At 66.8% G+C, this 17,920-nt stretch carries 19 protein-coding genes and 1 tRNA gene; 14 read left to right on the top strand and 6 right to left on the bottom strand.

Features of this window, described 5'->3' with window-relative positions; genetic code table 11:
* Nucleotides 1-156: 156 nt before the first annotated feature.
* Nucleotides 157-582 carry an organic hydroperoxide resistance protein gene (locus CR919_RS08315; RefSeq protein WP_004153735.1) on the bottom strand — a complete coding sequence of 142 codons (426 nt, stop codon included), beginning with the start codon at nucleotides 580-582 and terminating at the stop codon, nucleotides 157-159.
* Between the two features lie 111 nt (nucleotides 583-693).
* Entirely contained in the window at nucleotides 694-1,650 is a 957-nt protein-coding gene (locus tag CR919_RS08320; RefSeq protein WP_099819607.1) for a cation transporter, read from the bottom strand.
* A 232-nt stretch (nucleotides 1,651-1,882) separates the two neighbouring features.
* Here CR919_RS08320 and CR919_RS08325 point away from each other — a divergent pair, with 232 nt between their 5' ends.
* From CR919_RS08325 to CR919_RS08340, 4 genes are all read left to right on the top strand, one after another.
* On the top strand, nucleotides 1,883-3,337 hold the full coding sequence (locus tag CR919_RS08325; protein ID WP_099819608.1) for a SulP family inorganic anion transporter: 1,455 nt from the start codon (nucleotides 1,883-1,885) through the stop codon (nucleotides 3,335-3,337).
* A gap of 206 nt (nucleotides 3,338-3,543) precedes the next feature.
* Nucleotides 3,544-4,413 carry a lysozyme inhibitor LprI family protein gene (locus tag CR919_RS08330; protein ID WP_099819609.1) on the top strand — a complete coding sequence of 290 codons (870 nt, stop codon included), beginning with the start codon at nucleotides 3,544-3,546 and terminating at the stop codon, nucleotides 4,411-4,413.
* Nucleotides 4,414-4,467: 54 nt separating this feature from the next.
* Nucleotides 4,468-4,872, top strand: a complete 405-nt coding sequence (locus CR919_RS08335; RefSeq protein ID WP_099819610.1) for a lysozyme inhibitor LprI family protein — start codon at nucleotides 4,468-4,470, stop codon at nucleotides 4,870-4,872.
* A 41-nt stretch (nucleotides 4,873-4,913) separates the two neighbouring features.
* Nucleotides 4,914-7,691, top strand: a complete 2,778-nt coding sequence (locus CR919_RS08340) for a peptidoglycan-binding protein (protein ID WP_099819611.1) — start codon at nucleotides 4,914-4,916, stop codon at nucleotides 7,689-7,691.
* Between the two features lie 53 nt (nucleotides 7,692-7,744).
* On the opposite strand, the gene CR919_RS08345 is transcribed toward CR919_RS08340, so the two are convergent.
* On the bottom strand, nucleotides 7,745-8,323 hold the full coding sequence (locus tag CR919_RS08345) for a hypothetical protein (RefSeq protein WP_099819612.1): 579 nt from the start codon (nucleotides 8,321-8,323) through the stop codon (nucleotides 7,745-7,747).
* A 146-nt stretch (nucleotides 8,324-8,469) separates the two neighbouring features.
* On the opposite strand from CR919_RS08345, the gene dusA reads away from it, so the two are divergent.
* The 4 genes from dusA to CR919_RS08365 all read left to right on the top strand — a co-directional run bounded on the left by dusA (nucleotide 8,470) and on the right by CR919_RS08365 (nucleotide 12,285).
* A complete protein-coding gene (gene dusA / locus CR919_RS08350) occupies nucleotides 8,470-9,501 on the top strand; it encodes a tRNA dihydrouridine(20/20a) synthase DusA (RefSeq protein WP_099819613.1) in 1,032 nt (343 codons plus the stop codon).
* Nucleotides 9,502-9,713: 212 nt separating this feature from the next.
* Nucleotides 9,714-10,082 (top strand): hypothetical protein, encoded by a 369-nt coding sequence (locus CR919_RS08355; RefSeq protein WP_099819614.1) that lies wholly within the window; start codon nucleotides 9,714-9,716, stop codon nucleotides 10,080-10,082.
* Between the two features lie 72 nt (nucleotides 10,083-10,154).
* Nucleotides 10,155-10,838, top strand: coding sequence for a response regulator transcription factor (locus tag CR919_RS08360; RefSeq protein ID WP_004136763.1), 684 nt, complete (start codon nucleotides 10,155-10,157; stop codon nucleotides 10,836-10,838).
* Between the two features lie 22 nt (nucleotides 10,839-10,860).
* A complete protein-coding gene (locus tag CR919_RS08365) occupies nucleotides 10,861-12,285 on the top strand; it encodes a sensor histidine kinase (RefSeq protein WP_099819615.1) in 1,425 nt (474 codons plus the stop codon).
* A gap of 37 nt (nucleotides 12,286-12,322) precedes the next feature.
* Here the strand turns inward: CR919_RS08365 and CR919_RS08370 are convergent, their stop codons facing one another.
* Together CR919_RS08370 and CR919_RS08375 are read right to left on the bottom strand one after the other, a co-directional pair.
* Complete coding sequence (locus CR919_RS08370; protein ID WP_165787250.1) at nucleotides 12,323-13,114, bottom strand: M90 family metallopeptidase; 792 nt, start codon at nucleotides 13,112-13,114, stop codon at nucleotides 12,323-12,325.
* Entirely contained in the window at nucleotides 13,081-13,356 is a 276-nt protein-coding gene (locus CR919_RS08375) for a hypothetical protein (RefSeq protein WP_099819617.1), read from the bottom strand. The genes CR919_RS08370 and CR919_RS08375 overlap by 34 nt, the downstream gene beginning before the upstream one ends.
* Nucleotides 13,357-13,499: 143 nt before the next feature.
* Between CR919_RS08375 and birA the strand changes: the two genes are divergently transcribed.
* The 6 genes from birA to CR919_RS21410 all read left to right on the top strand — a co-directional run bounded on the left by birA (nucleotide 13,500) and on the right by CR919_RS21410 (nucleotide 16,961).
* Entirely contained in the window at nucleotides 13,500-14,465 is a 966-nt protein-coding gene (gene birA, locus CR919_RS08380; protein ID WP_099819689.1) for a bifunctional biotin--[acetyl-CoA-carboxylase] ligase/biotin operon repressor BirA, read from the top strand.
* A complete protein-coding gene (locus CR919_RS08385) occupies nucleotides 14,462-15,193 on the top strand; it encodes a type III pantothenate kinase (protein WP_089241444.1) in 732 nt (243 codons plus the stop codon). The genes birA and CR919_RS08385 overlap by 4 nt, the downstream gene beginning before the upstream one ends.
* Before the next feature lie 9 nt (nucleotides 15,194-15,202).
* Complete coding sequence (locus CR919_RS08390) at nucleotides 15,203-16,036, top strand: SPOR domain-containing protein (protein ID WP_099819618.1); 834 nt, start codon at nucleotides 15,203-15,205, stop codon at nucleotides 16,034-16,036.
* 41 nt (nucleotides 16,037-16,077) lie between these two features.
* A tRNA-Thr gene (locus CR919_RS08395) sits at nucleotides 16,078-16,153 on the top strand.
* A gap of 195 nt (nucleotides 16,154-16,348) precedes the next feature.
* Nucleotides 16,349-16,537: a type II toxin-antitoxin system RelE/ParE family toxin gene (locus CR919_RS21320; RefSeq protein WP_243379999.1), complete on the top strand. Its 189-nt coding sequence runs from the start codon at nucleotides 16,349-16,351 to the stop codon at nucleotides 16,535-16,537.
* A 109-nt stretch (nucleotides 16,538-16,646) separates the two neighbouring features.
* Nucleotides 16,647-16,961 carry an addiction module antidote protein gene (locus tag CR919_RS21410; protein ID WP_343124857.1) on the top strand — a complete coding sequence of 105 codons (315 nt, stop codon included), beginning with the start codon at nucleotides 16,647-16,649 and terminating at the stop codon, nucleotides 16,959-16,961.
* A gap of 21 nt (nucleotides 16,962-16,982) precedes the next feature.
* On the opposite strand, the gene CR919_RS08410 is transcribed toward CR919_RS21410, so the two are convergent.
* On the bottom strand, nucleotides 16,983-17,918 hold the full coding sequence (locus CR919_RS08410) for a hypothetical protein (protein WP_099819619.1): 936 nt from the start codon (nucleotides 17,916-17,918) through the stop codon (nucleotides 16,983-16,985).
* Between the last annotated feature and the right edge of the window lie 2 nt (nucleotides 17,919-17,920).

A 17,920-nucleotide genomic window follows, 5' to 3' on the forward strand; every position in this document is an offset into this window, starting at 1 on the left:
CCGAGGTGGGATGGGCGGATGCCCGGTTTCGACCGGCATCCGCCCATTTTTTTGGGTCGGATCCCTTTCGCAACGCGAAAGGGCTCTGACCCCAGACACACCGCAACGGGGTCAGAGCCCTCTGCGTATGGCAAAGGGATCTGACCCCTCGTTGCATCAGGCAACGATCAGCGTCACGTCGATGTTGCCGCGGGTCGCGTTGGAGTACGGGCAGACGATGTGCGCCTTCTGCACCAGCTCTTCCACCTGCTCGCGCGGCACGCCCGGCACGTTGATGGTCAGTTCGGCTTCGATGCCGAAACCGGTCGGGATCTGGCCAATGCCAACCTTGCCGGTCACGGTGGTGTCGGCCGGCAGTGCGACCTTGGCCTGGCCGGCGACGAACTTCAGTGCGCCGAGGAAGCAGGCCGAATAGCCGGCAGCGAACAGCTGTTCCGGATTGGTACCCGGGCCGCCAGCGCCGCCCAGCTCGCGCGGGGTCGACAGCTGGATGTCCAGCACGTTGTCGGAGGACACGGAACGGCCTTCACGGCCGCCGGTGGAGGTGGCCTGGGCGGTGTACAGAACCTTTTCGATGGACATCGGGATGCTCCTGGTCAGTGGGTGGGTAATGCGTTGGAGCCTACTTTGCCCGGATTCTGCACACGTTGGGTTACAAAACGTCTGAAAAACTTGATTGAACGTCCTGTCGGCCTAGATCGTCCATTCCCGGTCAGTGGTGAACATGATGGTCAGCCAGCGGTCCGGTGATGATTCGCCCAGCGCATCACCGATTTCGTCGCGCAGGTGGTCCCACTCCAGCAGGGGCCGCGGCGGGTCGTCCTCGCGCACCACGAAGAACAGCTCGATCTGTTCGCCACGGCCGACCTGGGCCACGTAGCTGCGGTGTTCGACGAAGCCGTGCTTTGCAACGATTCCCCGCGCCACCGCATCGACGTGCGCCTGCAGTTCCGGCGGCGTGACCAGCAGGATGCCGGCCAGTGCGCGCCGCACCGTGCCCAGCGGCGCGATCATCACCAGCACGCAGACGAACGCCAGGATGGCCGGATCGATGTACGGTCCGACCCATGCCCATGACGTGCCGTGGACCAGCACACCGCCGAGGAAGGCCGCCAGGTAGCAGGCTGACATGCTCGCAGCGATCACCCAGTTCTTCGCATCCAGTGCGATGAACTCCGAGCCGATGCGCCGGTTGGCACGCAGCACGAACCAGGCCAGCGCGCTCTCGGCCACGATCGACAGCGCCGCGAAGATGATCGCGGGACCAAGCGCGATCTGCCGCCCACCCGACATCAGCGCATCGACCGCGTTGACCAGCGCGTACAACGCTGCGCCGATCATCAACGTACCGCTCACTCCCAGCACGATCGGTTCCAGGTGCCAGAAGCCCATGGTGAAGCGCTGGTTGAGGCGCGACTGCAGGGCGTCGGTCTGGGTGGACAGCGCGATCAGCCTCGCGACCAGCAGCGACAGCCAGGTCATCACCACGTCGATCAGTCCGTAGATGCCATCGAAGATGATCAGCGAAGAGTTGGCCAGCAGGCCGAACACCACCGCCGCTGCAGCCAACAGCAGCGAGCCGACGATGGACAGGCGCAGCACGCCCTGTTCGGTGCGTGTATCGAAGTAGCGGGGCGGGGCCGTGACCATGCAGCATTGTAGAGCGGAGCCACGCTCCGCTGCCTTTCACGCAGTCTGGCCTACCTCCGGGTCATCGGCTGCAGTAAACTCCGCCCCCTCCACGCTTTCCGACGACGCACTGCAGTGATCACGCCACCCTGACCCTTGCCGCCCATCGGCAGCCGGCCCATCCGGCTCAGGAACCCGTGTCTTTCCACTGCAGCGCCACGTGGCCCCGCCCGCGTGTGCGCGGAGCTTTTCCATGCAAACGTCCTATCCCCTGCGCCAGCAATGGCTCGGCAATCTCCGCGGTGATCTGCTGTCCGGTGCCGTTGTCGCCCTGGCCCTGATTCCCGAGGCCATCGCCTTCTCGCTCATCGCTGGCGTCGACCCCAAGGTCGGCCTGTATGCCGCGTTCTCCATCGCCGTGATCACCGCCATCGCCGGTGGCCGGCCGGGCATGATCTCCGCTGCCACCGGTGCGATGGCATTGGTGATGGTCGATCTCGTTCGTGATCACGGCCTGCAGTACCTGTTCGCCGCCAGCATCCTGGCCGGCCTGCTGCAGGTAGTGGCCGGCCTGTTCAAACTCGGCTCGTTGATGCGCTTCGTCTCGCGCTCGGTCATCACCGGCTTCGTCAACGCCTTGGCCATCCTGATCTTCCTGGCGCAGATGCCCGAGCTGATCGGCCGCGGCCCCACCGTGTACGTGCTGTGCGCCGCCGCGTTGGCGATCATCTACCTGCTGCCGCGCATCACCCGCGCCGTGCCGTCGCCGCTGGTTGCCATCGTCGTGCTCACGGCCATAGTGATCGGCTTCGATGTGGACGTGCGCAGCGTCGGTGACATGGGCCAGCTGCCGGACAGCCTGCCGCACTTCCTGCTGCCCGATGTGCCGCTCACCTGGGAAACCCTGCGCATTCTGCTGCCGGTGTCGGCCACGCTGGCCGTAGTTGGCCTGCTCGAATCGATGATGACCCTGCAGATCGTCGAGGACATCACCGAGACGCCCAGTGAGCGCAACCGCGAATGCGTCGGCCAGGGCCTGGCCAACACGGTCACCGGCTTCCTCGGCGGCATGGCCGGCTGCGCGATGATCGGCCAGTCGGTCATCAACGTGACCTCCGGTGGCCGCGGGCGCCTGTCCTGCCTGGTGGCCGGCGTACTGCTGCTGGTGCTGGTGGTGTACGGCAGCGACCTGGTGCGGCAGATTCCGATGGCCGCACTGGTGGCGGTGATGATCATGGTCAGCATCGGCACCTTCAGCTGGCGCTCGCTGCGCGACCTGAGCACGCATCCACGCAGCTCGTCGGCGGTGATGCTGTTGACCGTGGTGGTCACCGTGGCCACCCACGATCTGGCCAAGGGCGTGCTCAGCGGCGTGCTGTTGTCGGCGCTGTTCTTCGCGCGCAAGGTCGGCCGCATGCTGGATGTGCAGTGCGAGGAGGCCGGTGGCACGCAGGTCTACCGCGTGCGCGGCCAGGTGTTCTTTGCCTCCGCCGGGCAGCTGGGTGCGGCGTTTGATTACCAACGCGTGGCACAGAAGGTTGAGATCGACCTGCGCGAAGCCCACCTGTGGGATCTGACTGCCGTCGCCGCGCTGCAACGCGCGCAGGAAAAACTGGCCGCGCACGGTGCCGAGGTCAACGTTGTCGGCCTCAACGCCGCCAGCCAGACGCTGATCGAACAGGTGGGAGGGCGCGGCGGCGCACATTGACCGCGCGCCCTGTCGCGGTCTGTGCCGGGGCTCCATGCCTCGGCCTGGCAAGGCGATTTCTGCGACGCCGTCCGCGCAAGCTGAATCCAGTCAGCCATCTGAAACCGCCGCTGTCGTAGGATTGCCCCCGTGATGGGGCCGATGGACGGCCCCTCCCGGCCGGCGACCGCTGGCGACACGCAAGGGAGATACAGGCAATGCAGGCAATGGATGCCCGTCGGGGCAATGAACAGATCGCCTCCGGCCGTCGGTACTGGAAGGTGCTGGCCCTGTGCCTGGCACTCACCGCCTGCCAGGCACCTTCTTCCCCTGCATCGGCCGAAGCCGCACCCACCCCGGCACCGCTTGTCGCGGCATCGCCGACAGCCTCGCCCGGCCCAGCGCCTGGTGATTCCTCCGGGTACCCCGATGCGTCCTACTCGGACGGTCGCCTGCGCCCGGCCTATGGCTGGTGCGTGGATGGCGTGGAGGATGCGGGCAAGCTGCAGGCCTGCGGCAAGGACGAACTGGCCTATCAGGAAGGGCGCCTGCAGGAGGTTGCCGGCAAGGTCGTCGCCGGGCTTGATGCGGTGGCGAAGAATGCGTTCCTGGCCACCCAGGCGACCTGGCGCAGTGATACCGATCGCCATTGCGTCGCTGCGGCCACTGCCGGGGTGGATGACCTGCAGAAGGCGCAGGAATGCCGCTTGTTCCGCGTGGCCAATCGTGCCGATCAACTGCTCGCGCAGAGTGGGCCCCCGGATACCTCCTATACCCAGGCAACACTGCGGCCCGAATACACCCGTTGCGTGCAGGATGCCCGGGGTATGGACGACCAGCTGGAAGTCTGCGACTCCACCGAGCTCGCCCATCACAAAGCGCTGCTGGAAGCACAGGTCGCGCGGCTGATGGACAGCCCCGACGGCCCGGCCAAGGACCGCTGGATGGACGAGCAGGCGAACTGGGCCGAGGACACCGACAAGCGCTGCAGTGCGGCCACGGAGAGCGTGGGTCAGGCGCTGGACGCGCAGTCGTGCCGCATCAACCGCTACGCCAATCGCGCAGTGGAACTGCAGAAGCGCATGCTGGCCCCCTGACGGGGCCTCCGGCGTGTGCAGCGCATCGAAGCATTGACCGGTAGGAAGCAGACCATGGCGAGCAGGACCTTGGGCATTGTGGTGGCGACAATGGCGGTGCTGTGCACCGGCCAGGTGCATGCCGCATCCGCGCTGAGCGCGACCTACCAGGCGTGCTCAGGCCGCGCGCAGGGCATCATCGAAGAAGCCGCCTGCCTGTCCAGCGAATCGGACCGGCAGGACCGCCGGTTGAACCAGGCGTACCAGCAGTTGCAGGAACGCCTCGACGCCACGGCCAAGGGACATCTGCTGGCCGCGCAACGGGCGTGGTTGCAGTCGCGCCAGCGCGATGGCGAACTGGAAACCGCGCTGTACGACGATTCGCAGCCGGGCAACCTGCAACAGAAATTGAATGACACCGAGCGCCTGCGCGCGCGCGCCGATCAGCTGGAAACCTACCTGCGCCTGATCGGTTCGTAATCCGCAATACGGTCATCCCTCCACGGATCAGGAAGTGAGCCATGCCAAACAACATCGATACCCGTAACCTGGACGCAACCGCCGGCGCGGTGTTTTTCGCCGTCGGACGCGGCACCGAAGGTGGCGGATCGTCGTACCACCTCAGCATCGCCGGCATCACCAAGGGACTGGATGAGCCGAAGTGGGGCACGGTCAGCGCGGTGGCCGCCAACAGTGGCTATTCGCTGGGGACCATCCAGGTCGACTTCGGCCAGCGTGGCAAATGGCCGCTGGGTGCCACCGAAGAGCGTGCGCTGAAGCCCGGCGAGACGACCTACGTGGACGCGGTCATCCAGCAGGCCAGCAGCTACGCCAAGGCGCACCATCTGCCCTTCACCAACGACCATGCCGACCTGCGCGCCGACCTGCTCAGCCACGGCGACGGCCAGGGCAAGCGCTCCTCGATCCGCTTCATCGATGTCCCGACCCGCGACAGCATCAACGCCTGGGCCGGGTCGCCCGAAGGCAAGCAGTGGATCCACACCCACGTGGACTACCCGCAGGTGCGCAACGCCACCCGCATCGCCATGACCATGCTGGACAAGCACGGTAGTGGCATTGCAGAAGACAAGCGTTTCGAAGCGATCGCGCTGATCGCCAAGTCCGCCAACCAGCTGCCGGGGACACTACCGCAGCTGGAAGCCGTGCTGAAGCGGGGCGGCGACTACCAGGACCTGCGCGACAAGGCGGCCGAGATCCGCCAGGACAAGAAATACTATGCCGGCCTGGCGGCCGCTGACGTCGCCGCTGGTTATGAAGAGGCCTATCCCCGCCATTCGGCGGAGATGGATCGCGCGCATCTGAAAGTGGGTCGCCGCGACTTCGCGCCGGCCAACGAAGGCAACGACCCCGACATCCGCGTAGCGCTGGAACAGGCGCGCTCGCACAAGCACGGTGGCGGTGGCCCGCAGGTGCTGAAAGAGGGCTCTACTGGCCGCGCGGTGGAAAAGCTGGAGCACAACCTGCATGCCTTGGGGTACGGCGGTGCAGGCGTACAGGCGATCCACCCCGACCGCCAGTTCGATGCCGCAACCCGGCAGGCCGTCGAAGCCTTCCAGCGCGACCATCGTCTGAATCCGGTCGATGGCAAGGTGGGGCCTGCGACGCTGGGTGCGATCGACCGTGAGGCGCGCGCGCTGCAACGTGACATGGCCGCGCTGGGCCTGACCGATGCGCATGGCAAAGCGATCACCGCCGATGGCTACCTGGGGGCCGGCAGCCAGCACGCCATCAACGTTTTCCAGCAGCAGCACCATCTGCCGGCCACCGGCATGGCCGACGCACAGACGCGCCGCGCCATCGATGCCGAGGCCGCACAGCATCGCCCTGCCGCGCCTTCGCCTGCTGCCCCGACCGCGCCGACTGCGCCGGCAGCTCCGACGAGGGCTGCGCCACCCGCAGCGCCGCAGCACACCGGTCCTGCCGGCGCCGCAGCGCCCGGTGGCGAGCGCATTTCCGTAGTGGAACCCTTCGGCAACGGCAGCAGCAACCGCGTCCTTCGCCACGGCATCAGCGGCGAGGACGCATTCCGCGAGCTGAAGATCCACCATCCCAACACCAATGCGGCCGCCGTGCGCGCTGGCGATGCCAGCAAGGTTGACCGCACCGCAGACATGGTCGACGGTGAACTGGAGGCCGTGCGCAAGCGTGGGGACACCAACGGCATTCCGCTGGTGCAGAAGGACCTGATCCTGACCGACCGTGCCGGTGGGCGCAGCCTGATGATTCCCAGTCCGGTGGCCGGCTACGTCCAGCTCAACAAGGACGGCACCAATTCCATCAGCATCTACAGCCATCCGGTCGGCGATGCCCGCCGCGAGCTGGTGGGCCAGGTGTTGCACGGCGCCGTCGGCTCCATCCCCTACAAGACCGGCGATTTCGTCGAGTACGGTGCGCCGCTGGTGCGCCAGTCCGATGTGGGGTCACCCGGCGCGGTGCACGCACATATCGAAGTGGAGCCGGCGCAGTTCCGGCGCTACCTCGGCGACATGCTCAACGACCGCATCACCCTCGGTGGCAAGGTGCACGCGCAGGGGCCCGAAGCGGCGCAGGCCGCACGCGCCACGCAGCAGGCGCCGATGGCCGATGGCATGCTGGTGAAGGGCGAACGCGGCGACGAGGTCAAGGCGCTGCAGGGCAAGCTGGCAGCCCTGGGTTACACCGCAGCCGACGGCAAGGCGCTGGGCACCGACGGCATCTTTGGCAAGGACACGCTGGCAGCGGTCAAGCAGTTCCAGGCCAACAACGGCCTGGAGCAGGATGGCAAGGCCGGCCGCCAGACCCTGGCGCGCCTGGACGACCCGGCTGCAGTGAAAGCCGGCGCGCAGACCGCCGCCGCCCCGGCACGCACCGAACCGACTGCACCGACCGCACCGGCGGCCCCGAGCATGCGCGATCCTTCGCACGCCGAGAATCCGCGCTTCAACCAGGCGCTGGAGAAACTGCAGGTGCTGCAACAGCAGCGCGTGCAGGCCGGGCTCTGCCCGCTGTTCGCCAACGCGCAGGAAACCGAACGTGCCGCCGGCCAGCTGGCCTACGAGAGCAAGGTCGCCGGCATGCGCCAGATCGACCACGTGGTCGCGCGCCCGGATGGCAGCGGTCTGTTCGCCGTGCAGGGCAACGTCGGCGACCCGGCCGCGCAGCGCACCTTCGTCGACAGCCGTCAGGCCGTGTCGCAGTCGGTCGAGGCCAGCACCCGCCAGGCCGAAGAGCTGGATGTCCAGTTCAACCAGCGTGTGCAGGATCAGCAGCAGGATCAGGTGCGCAACCGCGGCCTGTAAGCCCGCCGCACTGTGCCCAGGGGCTCCGGGTCGAACCCGGAGCCTTCTGCAGATCATTCTGCAGGGGCGATCCGCCGGTACACCCCGAACTGGGTACTGCGCTGGCCCATGGGGATGATCAGGGCCAGCAGGACCGCACCTCCGCCCACCTGTTTCACCACCAGATCGTTGTCCACCGTGCAGGACAGCTCCACGCGCGACCAGACGCAGCCGGCGCCGGCCTCGCCCGGTTTGCACGATGACCACCGGTTGATGACCAGCTGGTCTCCCTCAGCGCTGTAGCTCCTGCTGGAAGCGCTGTCTTCGGCCTCGATGCGGGCGCCATCGGCGGCATGGAAGCGGGCCACCAGCCGGCTCGTCTGCTGACGGAGCGTGACCTGGTGGATGCCCTTGTCGTACACGCCAAAGAGCCTGGAAAGCGCACCGATGGGCGCATTTTCCTGTCCGGCCGACAGGTAGGACGGCCGGTTGTCGAACGTGGCGCCCTCGGTGAAGTCGCATCGTGGGCCGGGCTTGATCTCGGCGATGCGCGCGTCGCGGACGCTGCTGCAACCGCTGCCCAGCGCCAGCGCCGCCAGCAGGGTGAGGCAGGCAAGGCCAACGCCCGCCGGCGAGGATCCAGTCGATTTCATTGTGGCTTCCCTTCCAACAGGTTCGGTGCAGCAGGAACGCGCGTACCGAGTATCCCCACCCAAGGCCGGCAGCGGCAACCCGGGCCCCATTCCCGGCGGCCCGCCGCCATTCATCCGCCCGGTGTAAACTATTGATCTCACTGGCAATGCCAGTCTCCACGATCAACCGCCCGATGACGTCCGCCACCGCCCGTTACGCTGATTCCCTGCGTCTGTCCGTCGCCCCGATGATGGACTGGACCGATCGCCATTGCCGGGTGTTCCACCGCCTGCTGGCGCCGGGCGCGCGGCTGTATACCGAAATGGTGCACGCCAACGCGGTGATCCACGGTGATCGTCAGCGCCTGCTCGGTTTCGATGCCAGCGAACAGCCGTTGGCGCTGCAGTTGGGTGGCAGCGATCCGGCCCTGCTGGCGCAGGCCGCGCGCATCGCGGCCGAGTGGGGCTACGACGAGGTCAACCTCAACTGCGGCTGCCCGTCCGACCGCGTGCAGGCCGGCCGTTTCGGCGCGTGCCTGATGCGCGAGCCGGTGCTGGTGGCCGAGTGCGTAGCGGCCATGGTCGCGGCGGTGGACATCCCGGTGACGGTGAAGTGCCGCTTGGGCGTGGACGAGGACGACAACTATGACGTATTCGCCAGCTTCGTCGACCGTCAGGTCGATGCCGGCGCCGCAATGGTGGTGGTGCACGCCCGCAATGCCTGGCTGAAGGGCCTTTCGCCGAAGGAGAACCGCGAGGTTCCGCCGTTGAAGTACGACTGGGCCTATCGCCTGAAGCAGGAGCGCCCGGCGCTGCCGGTGGTGCTCAATGGCGGCCTGGCCAGCATCGAGGCGGTGCAGGCGCAGGCCGCGCACGTCGATGGCGTGATGCTCGGCCGCGCGGCCTACCACGACCCCTACCTGCTGCATCAGCTGGAGGCCCTGCATACCGGCGCGTCGCTGCGACCGCGCGGTGAACTGCTGCGCGCCCTGCGTCCGTACATCGACGCCCGCCTGGGCGAAGGCCTGGCCCTGAAGCACATCACCCGCCACATCCTCGGCCTGTTCCATGGCCAGCCCGGTGGCCGCGCATTCCGCCAGGTGCTGAGCGAGGGCGCCCATCGCCCCGGCGCCGACTGGACGCTGATCGAGCAGGCACTGTCGGTCACCGAACGCGAAGCCGACCGTGCCGCTGCGTGACGTCAGTCACATTCCTGACTTGACAAGGACGGCCGTTTCGTCCCGAATGTTCACTTAGCTGAACAACGGGCTGGAGCATCCGGAAAAGTTCAGACCGGATTCACCGCCCGAAACCAAGAATTTGCAAAAGATTTGTAAAACGCCGGGTTCCATTCCGGTGCCCGGATTTACGACTTTTGAACGAATCGCCGTGCTCGGCTAGGATCGCATCGATGTCTTCCGCTCCCTTCCACCGCTGTTTTGCCCTGGCCACGTTCGTGGTCCTGGCGGCTGCCCCGCTGTCTTCGGCGTTGGCGCAGGACCCCCAGCGGGAACAGGGACGCGCTGAAATGATGGAGCGCGGTGGCCGTGGCGCCAGCAACGAGCGTTCGCTGTCCGATGCCGTGCGCCGCGTGCAGCGCACCACCGGCGGCCACATCCTGGGCGCCGAGCGGGTGCCGTTCGATGGTCGTGACATCAACCGGGTCAAATACATGGACGACCGCGGTCGGGTCCGCTACATGGACGACCCCGCCCCGGCACGTTCACAGCCGCGCACGCCGCGGTCGGATATGTCATCACTACGCGGCGATAACCCCTGAACAGGGATAGTTGTTGCTATCAACCCGTACCCACAGGCCTCCGGGCCGCACCCAGCACACTAGGGAGAGTTCATGCGTATCCTTCTGGTCGAAGACGAAGCCCCGCTGCGTGAGACCCTGGCAGCCCGGCTCAAGCGCGAAGGTTTTGCCGTCGATGCAGCGCAGGACGGCGAAGAAGGCCTGTACATGGGCCGCGAAGTCCCGTTCGACGTCGGCATCATCGACCTTGGCCTGCCCAAGATGTCGGGCATGGAGCTGATCAAGGCCCTGCGCGACGAAGGCAAGAAGTTCCCGGTGCTGATCCTGACCGCGCGTTCGAGCTGGCAGGACAAGGTCGAGGGCCTGAAGCAGGGCGCCGACGATTACCTGGTCAAGCCGTTCCATGTGGAAGAGCTGCTGGCCCGCGTCAACGCGCTGCTGCGCCGCGCCGCAGGCTGGAGCAAGCCGACCCTGGAATGCGGCCCGGTCGCCCTGGATCTGGCAGCGCAGACCGTCAGCGTGGCCGGCAGCAACGTCGACCTCACCAGCTACGAGTACAAGGTGCTGGAGTACCTGATGATGCATGCCGGTGAACTGGTCTCCAAGGCCGACCTCACCGAGCACATCTACCAGCAGGACTTCGACCGCGACTCGAACGTGCTGGAAGTGTTCATCGGCCGCCTGCGCAAGAAGCTGGACCCGGATGGCGAACTGAAGCCGATCGAGACCGTGCGCGGTCGTGGCTACCGTTTCGCGATTCCGCGCAACGAGGGCTGAGGCCTTCAGCAGGCGATAAACGATGTCCGGCCGTCTGTGGTTCTTCCGACGCTGGCGGCCGCGCTCTCTGCAGGCGCGCCAGATGTTCGCCGCGTCCGTGGGTCTGGTCGCGTTCCTGGCCTTGGCCGGTTACGCGCTCGATGCCGCCTTCGCCGACACGGCGAAGGCGAACCTGCGTGAGCGCCTGAAGAACTATGCCACCGCCTATGCGGCCGGCATCGACTTCACCCGCGACCGCTCGCTGTACATCCGCGAGCAGCCGCCGGATCCGCGTTTCGACGTGCCCGGCAGCGGCCTCTACCTGCAGGTGGTGATGCCTGACGGCAAGGGCAATTCCATGTCCGCCGAAGGCCCGATGCTGCCCACCGTCGGCGGCGGCCTGCTGGCCCCGCGCCAGGAAGTGTTTGAAGGCCCGCTGCCGATGATCCAGATCGACGGCAGCCAGGGCTCGGTGTACCGCTATGGCCTGGGCCTGGTGTGGGATGCCGACGCCGACCCGGCCACGGAATTCCCGTACACCATCTACGTGATGGAAGACTCGCGCGCGCTGGGTGCGCAGCTGCGCGTGTTCCGCAGCCGGGTCTGGTTCTACCTGGGCGGCATCGGCCTGATCCTGCTGCTGCTGCAGACGGTCATCCTGCAGTGGAGCCTGCGTCCGTTGCGGCGGGTGATCACCGAGCTGACCAAGGTCCAGCGCGGCGAGACCGAACGCATGAGCGAGCGCCACCCGCGCGAGCTGGAGCCGTTGACCGACAGCATCAATGCCTTCATCGAGGGCGAGCGTGAGAATCTCGAACGCCAACGCAACACCCTGGCCGACCTGGCGCACAGCCTGAAGACGCCGATCGCGGTGCTGCGCACGCAGATGGACAGCGGTGCCGGTGATGGCGCGCTGCGCGAAGAACTGGACGTGCAGCTGCAGCGCATGAACAACCTGGTGTCCTACCAGCTGGCACGCGCGGCTTCGTCGGGCCACAAGCTGTTCTCGGCACCGCTGCCGATCGAATCCAACGCCGAGGAAATCGTGCGCGGCCTGGAGAAGGTCTATGCGTCGAAGGGCGTGCTGTGCGAATTCGACATCGACCCGGCCGCACGCTTCCACGGCGAACCGGGCGATCTGCAGGAGCTGCTGGGCAACCTGCTGGAAAACGCCTTCAAGTGGGCCAAGCGCCGCGTGCTGCTGACCGCGCAGCCGCTGCCCGCGCCGAATGCGCGTCGCGCCGGCCTGCTGCTGGCGGTGGATGACGATGGCCCGGGCATCGCCCCGGAAGACATCGGCAAGGTGCTGCAGCGTGGCGTGCGTGGCGATGAGCGCGTACAGGGCCACGGCATCGGCCTGTCGATCGTGCAGGACCTGATCAAGGATTACCGCGGCGAGCTGCAGGTGTCCCGTTCCAGCGAACTGGGCGGCGCCCGTTTCGAAGTGCAGCTGCCGCCGGGGCCGTAAGCCTTCGCAATGCCAGGCTGCCGGCCAGCGGCCGGCACTACCGTATTTCGATCTTCGGCGGCTCGCCATAGAACCGCTTGAGATGCGCAGCCACTTCCGGCAACGCTTCGGCCAGCAGGTCCGGCGCAGAGAAGTGGTACTCGCTGGCCACCGCAAAAAACTCTTCCGGTGCTTCCGCCGCGTAGGGATCGATCAGCGTTTCCACGCCTGCATCCACCTGCGCACAGAACGCGTCGTACGATTTCTGGAAGTCCGCAGCCCACTCGCGTTGCCATGCACGCGGCAACGGCGGCGTGCCGTCCATCGCACCGTCCAGCCCATCCAGCTTGTGCACCATCTCATGCACGGCCACGCAGTAGCCCTCATGCGGTGCCGCCAGGTCGGCCTGCACATCGGCCCACGACAGAATCAACGGACCGCTGTCCCACGACTCGCCGATCAACTCGTCATCCCACTCGTGCAGTACCCCGGCGGCATCCATGTGGCTGCGATGCACGCGGAACGCATCGGGGTAGACGATCAACTGCGACCACCCCTCCAGCCCCACTTCGCCGAACTCCAGCAGCGGCAGGCAACACAGTGCGGCCAGCAGCACGCCGTCTGCCGGCTGCAGCTGCAGTTCGCCGATCGGGGAGATGGTCTTCTCATGCAGGAAGCGCGTGGTCAATGCGCGCAGGCGTGTACGCCGTTCGTCGTCCAGGCCGCGTAACCATGCTGCGCGGTGGCAGGCATCGTTCCAGTGTGCGTCTTCGATCGGCCGCGGCGCGGGCCGCAGCCACTGCAGCAACGTCTTGATCAGCGGAACATACCCGGCAGGTAGCTGTGCCACTTCGGCGCGCGGATGCGCTGCAGTACATCGTCGTCACCGCCACCGCCGCTGCTGGTGGTAGCTGCAGGGCGTACCGGTGCCGGCTTGGCGGCAGCTGCGGCAGGCGCCGTGGTCGGTGTGCGCTGCGAGGCCGCATCGCTTGCCGAATAGACGCAGGCGCCACGGCTGTCATCAAGCGCTGCTGTGGCAGACGCCGCGAAGGGCATCGTCAGCAGGATCAGGCAATGGGCATAACGGCGCATTGACGACATCCACGTTAAGGGAGGGTGAGCTCTCGATTCTAGCCCGAACCCGGCGCCAGATTGGAAGCCCGCCGGAACCGGGCCTGGCGGGCGTCGCTGGCGGCTTTCCCGCATAATTCCGTTCTGACCTTGTGGAAGCTGCCGTGGACGATCGCCAACTGCTGGCCAAACTCGCTGCCGGTCGCCTGTCCGGCGACGCCCTGGCCCGTGAGCTGGGCCAGACCCGGGCCGCCATTTGGAAGCGTATTCAAGGGCTTAGGGCCGCCGGTGTCGACGTGGAAGGGCGCGCGGGCGAGGGCTACGGGCTGACCCGGCCGGTCGACCTGCTGGAGGCCAAGACCATCCGCGCTGGCCTGCCCAAGGACGCCGCCGCGCTGCTGCACGACCTGCAGGTAGCCTGGACGGTGGACTCCACCAACGCCGAATTGCTGCGCTGCAGCGCGCCCCAGCGCGGTGTCAGCGTCCTGCTGGCCGAGCGCCAGACCGGTGGCCGAGGCCGTCGCGGCCGCACCTGGGCCTCGCCATTGGCCGCGCATGTGTATCTGTCGGTGCTGCGTTTGTTCGAGGGTGGCTTGGGCCGCTTGGCCGGCCTGAGCCTGGTCGCTGGCGTCGCCGTGGCCGAAGCGCTGCACGACCTGGGCTATGCGCAGGCACAGCTGAAATGGCCGAACGATGTGCTGGTGGATGGCCGCAAGCTGGTCGGCCTGCTGGCCGAGGGCGGTGGCGAGTACGCCGGCCCGGCGCGCGCCGTGATCGGTATCGGCATCAACGTGCACATGCCGCCGGCCTTCGCCGAGCAGATCACCCAGCCCTGGGTGGACCTGGACACGCTGGCCGGTGCATCGGTGGATCGCAACACGGTGGTGGCCGCGGTGCTGGCACGCCTGCTGCCGGCGCTGGAAGAGTTCGATCGCGAAGGGCTGGCGCCGTTCCTGCCGCGCTATGCCGCGTTCGACATGCTGGCCGGACGCGAAGTGCGCGTGCAGCTGGATGGCCAGTGGCAGCACGGTACCGCGCTGGGCCTGGCCGATGATGGCGCGCTGCGCGTGGACATCGATGGCCGCGAGCGACTGCTGCATGCCGGCGAAGTCAGTGTGAGAAAAGCATGAGCGACTGGTTGTTCGATCTGGGCAATTCGCGTTTCAAGTTTGCCCCCTTGCATGGCGACCGTGCTGGCGACGTACAAGCCTGGGCGCATGGTGCCGAAGGCATGGCCGGGCAACCGCCGCACAGCCTGCCCAGTGGTGAAACCGCGTTTGTCGCCAGCGTCGCCGCGCCGTCGCTGACCAGCGCCATGCTGGATCAACTGCAGCGCCGCTTCGAGCACGTGCATGTGGTGCGCACCAGCGCCCAGTGTGCAGGCGTACGCATTGCCTACGCCAAGCCGGAAAAATTCGGTGTCGACCGTTTCCTGGCGCTGCTTGCCGCCGCCAAGGCGCAACGGCCGGTGCTGGTGGTCGGTGTCGGCACCGCCCTGACCATCGACCTGCTTGATGCCGATGGCCAGCATCACGGTGGACGTATTTCCGCCTCGCCGACCACCATGCGCGAGGCATTGCACGCGCGCGCGGTGCAGCTGCCGGCCAGCGGTGGTGACTACAGCGAATTCGCCAACGACACTGCCGACGCGTTGGCGTCGGGCTGCGATGGTGCTGCCGTTGCATTGGTCGAACGCAGTGCCCGCCAAGCGCAGGCACTGCTGGGCGTGATGCCGTCGCTGCTGGTGCATGGCGGTGGCGCGCCGGCATTGATGCCGCTGCTGGACGGGGCCGACTACCACCCGTCGCTGGTGCTGGATGGCCTCGCCCGCTGGGCGGTGCACCAGCCCGCAGGCTAGTATCGGCGCATGCTGACCCGTGCCCTGATCGTCGTGCTGGCGATCCTCAATCTTGGTGTCGCCACCTGGTGGCTGCTGCGCGATGAGCCGGCGCGTGCGCCGTTGCCGCCGCACCCGACCGGCGTGGCCGAACTGCGCTGGCTGCCCGGCGGGACCGATGCGGCCGTGGCCGCGCAGGCCTCAGCAGCGGCACCTACGGAAGCACTGGTGGAGCGTGAGGCCGCGCCGGCTACCGCAGTGGCCGCTGCGCCTGCGCCTGCGCCGGCACCGGCGGCATCGGCCAGCAAATCCGTCGAACCGGTGAAGACGCCCGAGCCGGTCGCTACCATCGCCAAGCCAGCACCGGAACCGGTGGCCGGGAAGCCCGCAGCCCCGGCCGCACCGCCGCGCTGCCTGGCGCTGGGTCCGTTCGCGGACCGTGCCGCCGCCACCGCCGCACAGAGCCGTGCCGGCAACCTGCTGGGCCAGGTGCGCCTGCGCGAGCAGCCCGCCGCCAGCGGCAGCGCCCGCTACCGCGTGCTGCTGCCCGCCGCCGCCAGCCGCGATGACGCGCAGGCCACGGTCAAGCGCATCGTCGCCGCCGGGCTGAGCGACTACTACATCATCAGCCAGGGCGAAGGGACCAACGCCATTGCGCTGGGCCAGTACCGCAACCGCGAAGGCGCCGAGCGGCGCATGGCTGCGGTGCAGGCCGCCGGCTTCCAGCCTCGGCTGGTGGCCAGTGGCGATGCTGGCCAATGGTGGCTGGAAGGGCAGCTGGGGGCTGCGGCCGAACCGGCCCAGGCACAGCAGCGCAGCGGTGCCGCGCAGCAACGGTCGCTGGAATGCACGCGACTGCGCTAGAATTCCCAAACCACGGCGCTGCCGTCGGCGTTACACCCCGTGCCGCTTTAGCTCAGTTGGTAGAGCAACTGTCTTGTAAACAGTAGGTCATCCGTTCGATTCGGATAAGCGGCACCATCCACTGGCCACGATCAGTGCAAGCAGTCCAGTGGCGTTCCCCCACATGAGTTGCGACCGTCGCATGTGTCCAATATGGTGGACATGTGACGAGAATTCAGGCAACCACTGGGTTCAACAGTTGGCTCAACGGCTTGGTGACCTCGTGACAAGCAGGGCCGTCAGCGCATCGCTGCACGCATTACACGGCTGGCGCTGGGCAATCCGGGCAAGCACCGTGTGCTCGCCGGCGGTATCGCCGAACTGAAAATCGACTTCGGCACGGGATACCGCATCTATTACACGGAGCGCGCGGGAATTACGTACATCCTGCTGTGCGGCGGCGACAAAGACAGCCAGTCACGCGACATCGAGCAGGCCCGCAAGCTCGCCAGCCTGCTTTGACCAAGTGGCCGCAGCGTATACGCGACAGAAGATGAGGCAGACCGTCATGAACAACAAAGTACAGCTGCGCGATTGGGACGCTGCTGAACACCTGCGCGATGAATAAGACATCGCTTTTTTCATCGAAGCCGCGCTGGAAGAGGCTCCCGATGACTCGGCCTTCATCGCGTCCGTACTGGGTATCGTGGCGAGAGCACGGAACATCTCAGATCTTGCACGCACTACGGGAATCGCCCGCGAAACGCTCTACAAGATGATGCGTGGAGAAGGAAACCCAACCATGGGCAACCTCAGCAAGCTGGCCAGATCGCTTGGGTTCCGGCTGAGTCTGGTGCCGGTCGACAGCAACGGCAAGCCAGTCAAGGCGAAGCCCAAAACCAAGTCAGGCAAGACCACTTCGAAGAAGGTGAAGAAGGTGGCGTGAATTGGCACTGTTCGTGTCCGATCAACGCGTTCCCGGATCACCCGGCACCAGGTGCCGCCACGGGAACACACCCTTGGCGAAATGACTGACATAGCCCCCTGTCGCTGCCTGGATGACCATGAACGACAACCGTGGGCGCATGGCCTGCAGTGACTGCAGCTGTTCCAGCGTCAGCGCGCTGTTTCGCAGCCGAAAGGTGTGCACGGCGGCGAAGGCATCGCTGGCGAACAAGCGCTCATAGGCCGCGAAAGGCGTGACCGCATCGGTCTCACGGGCATCAGCCCAGACGAATTGCAGCTCCGTCGATTCGCAAAAATCCAGCAGGCCCAAGGCAGGCAGGTTGCGTGATGCGGCAATGTTGTCGATGAAGCGCTGGGTGTCCGAGCCGCCGCCGATGTGCAGGCTGTGCAGGTGCGGCAGCGGCACCTCGAAGAAGGCGGCGTCCGGCGCGTTCGGCACCACCAATTCGCTCAGGTGCGGTGCCTTGGAAACGAAGCGGGCGATCTCGCCGTCTTCTTCCATGATGGTGCCCGCGCGCTGCACCAGCGACATGTTGTGGTCGGCCGGTGCGGTGGGGGAGATCGACAACGAGCGCAGGCGTGGGAAACGCACGTCGCTGTCCAGCAGGGCAGTGAACTCCCACTCACGCGTGCCATTGGCCCCTTCATCCGGGCCGGTGAACGACAGGGACATGACTGCATCGGCCACGCGCTGATCGGACAGGCAGGCCAGCGTCCACGCGAACGGTTCCTCCCATGGGTTGCCGAAGAACTCCATGTGCAGGCCGCCGTACAACGGCGCCACGGTCACCCGTTCCTGCAGCGCCGCCCACAGCGGGCCTGCCGGGTCCTGGATGTCCAGTTCATGCTCGGCCGCGCAGTCCAGATTGAACGCATGGATGCGTTGCTGCAGCGCCAGCAGCTGCTGCTGCGCGTGGTCGAAGGGCAGGGCGGTCATGC

The organism is Stenotrophomonas sp. LMG 10879 (assembly GCF_002750935.1).
Taxonomy (GTDB): domain Bacteria; phylum Pseudomonadota; class Gammaproteobacteria; order Xanthomonadales; family Xanthomonadaceae; genus Stenotrophomonas; species Stenotrophomonas lactitubi_B.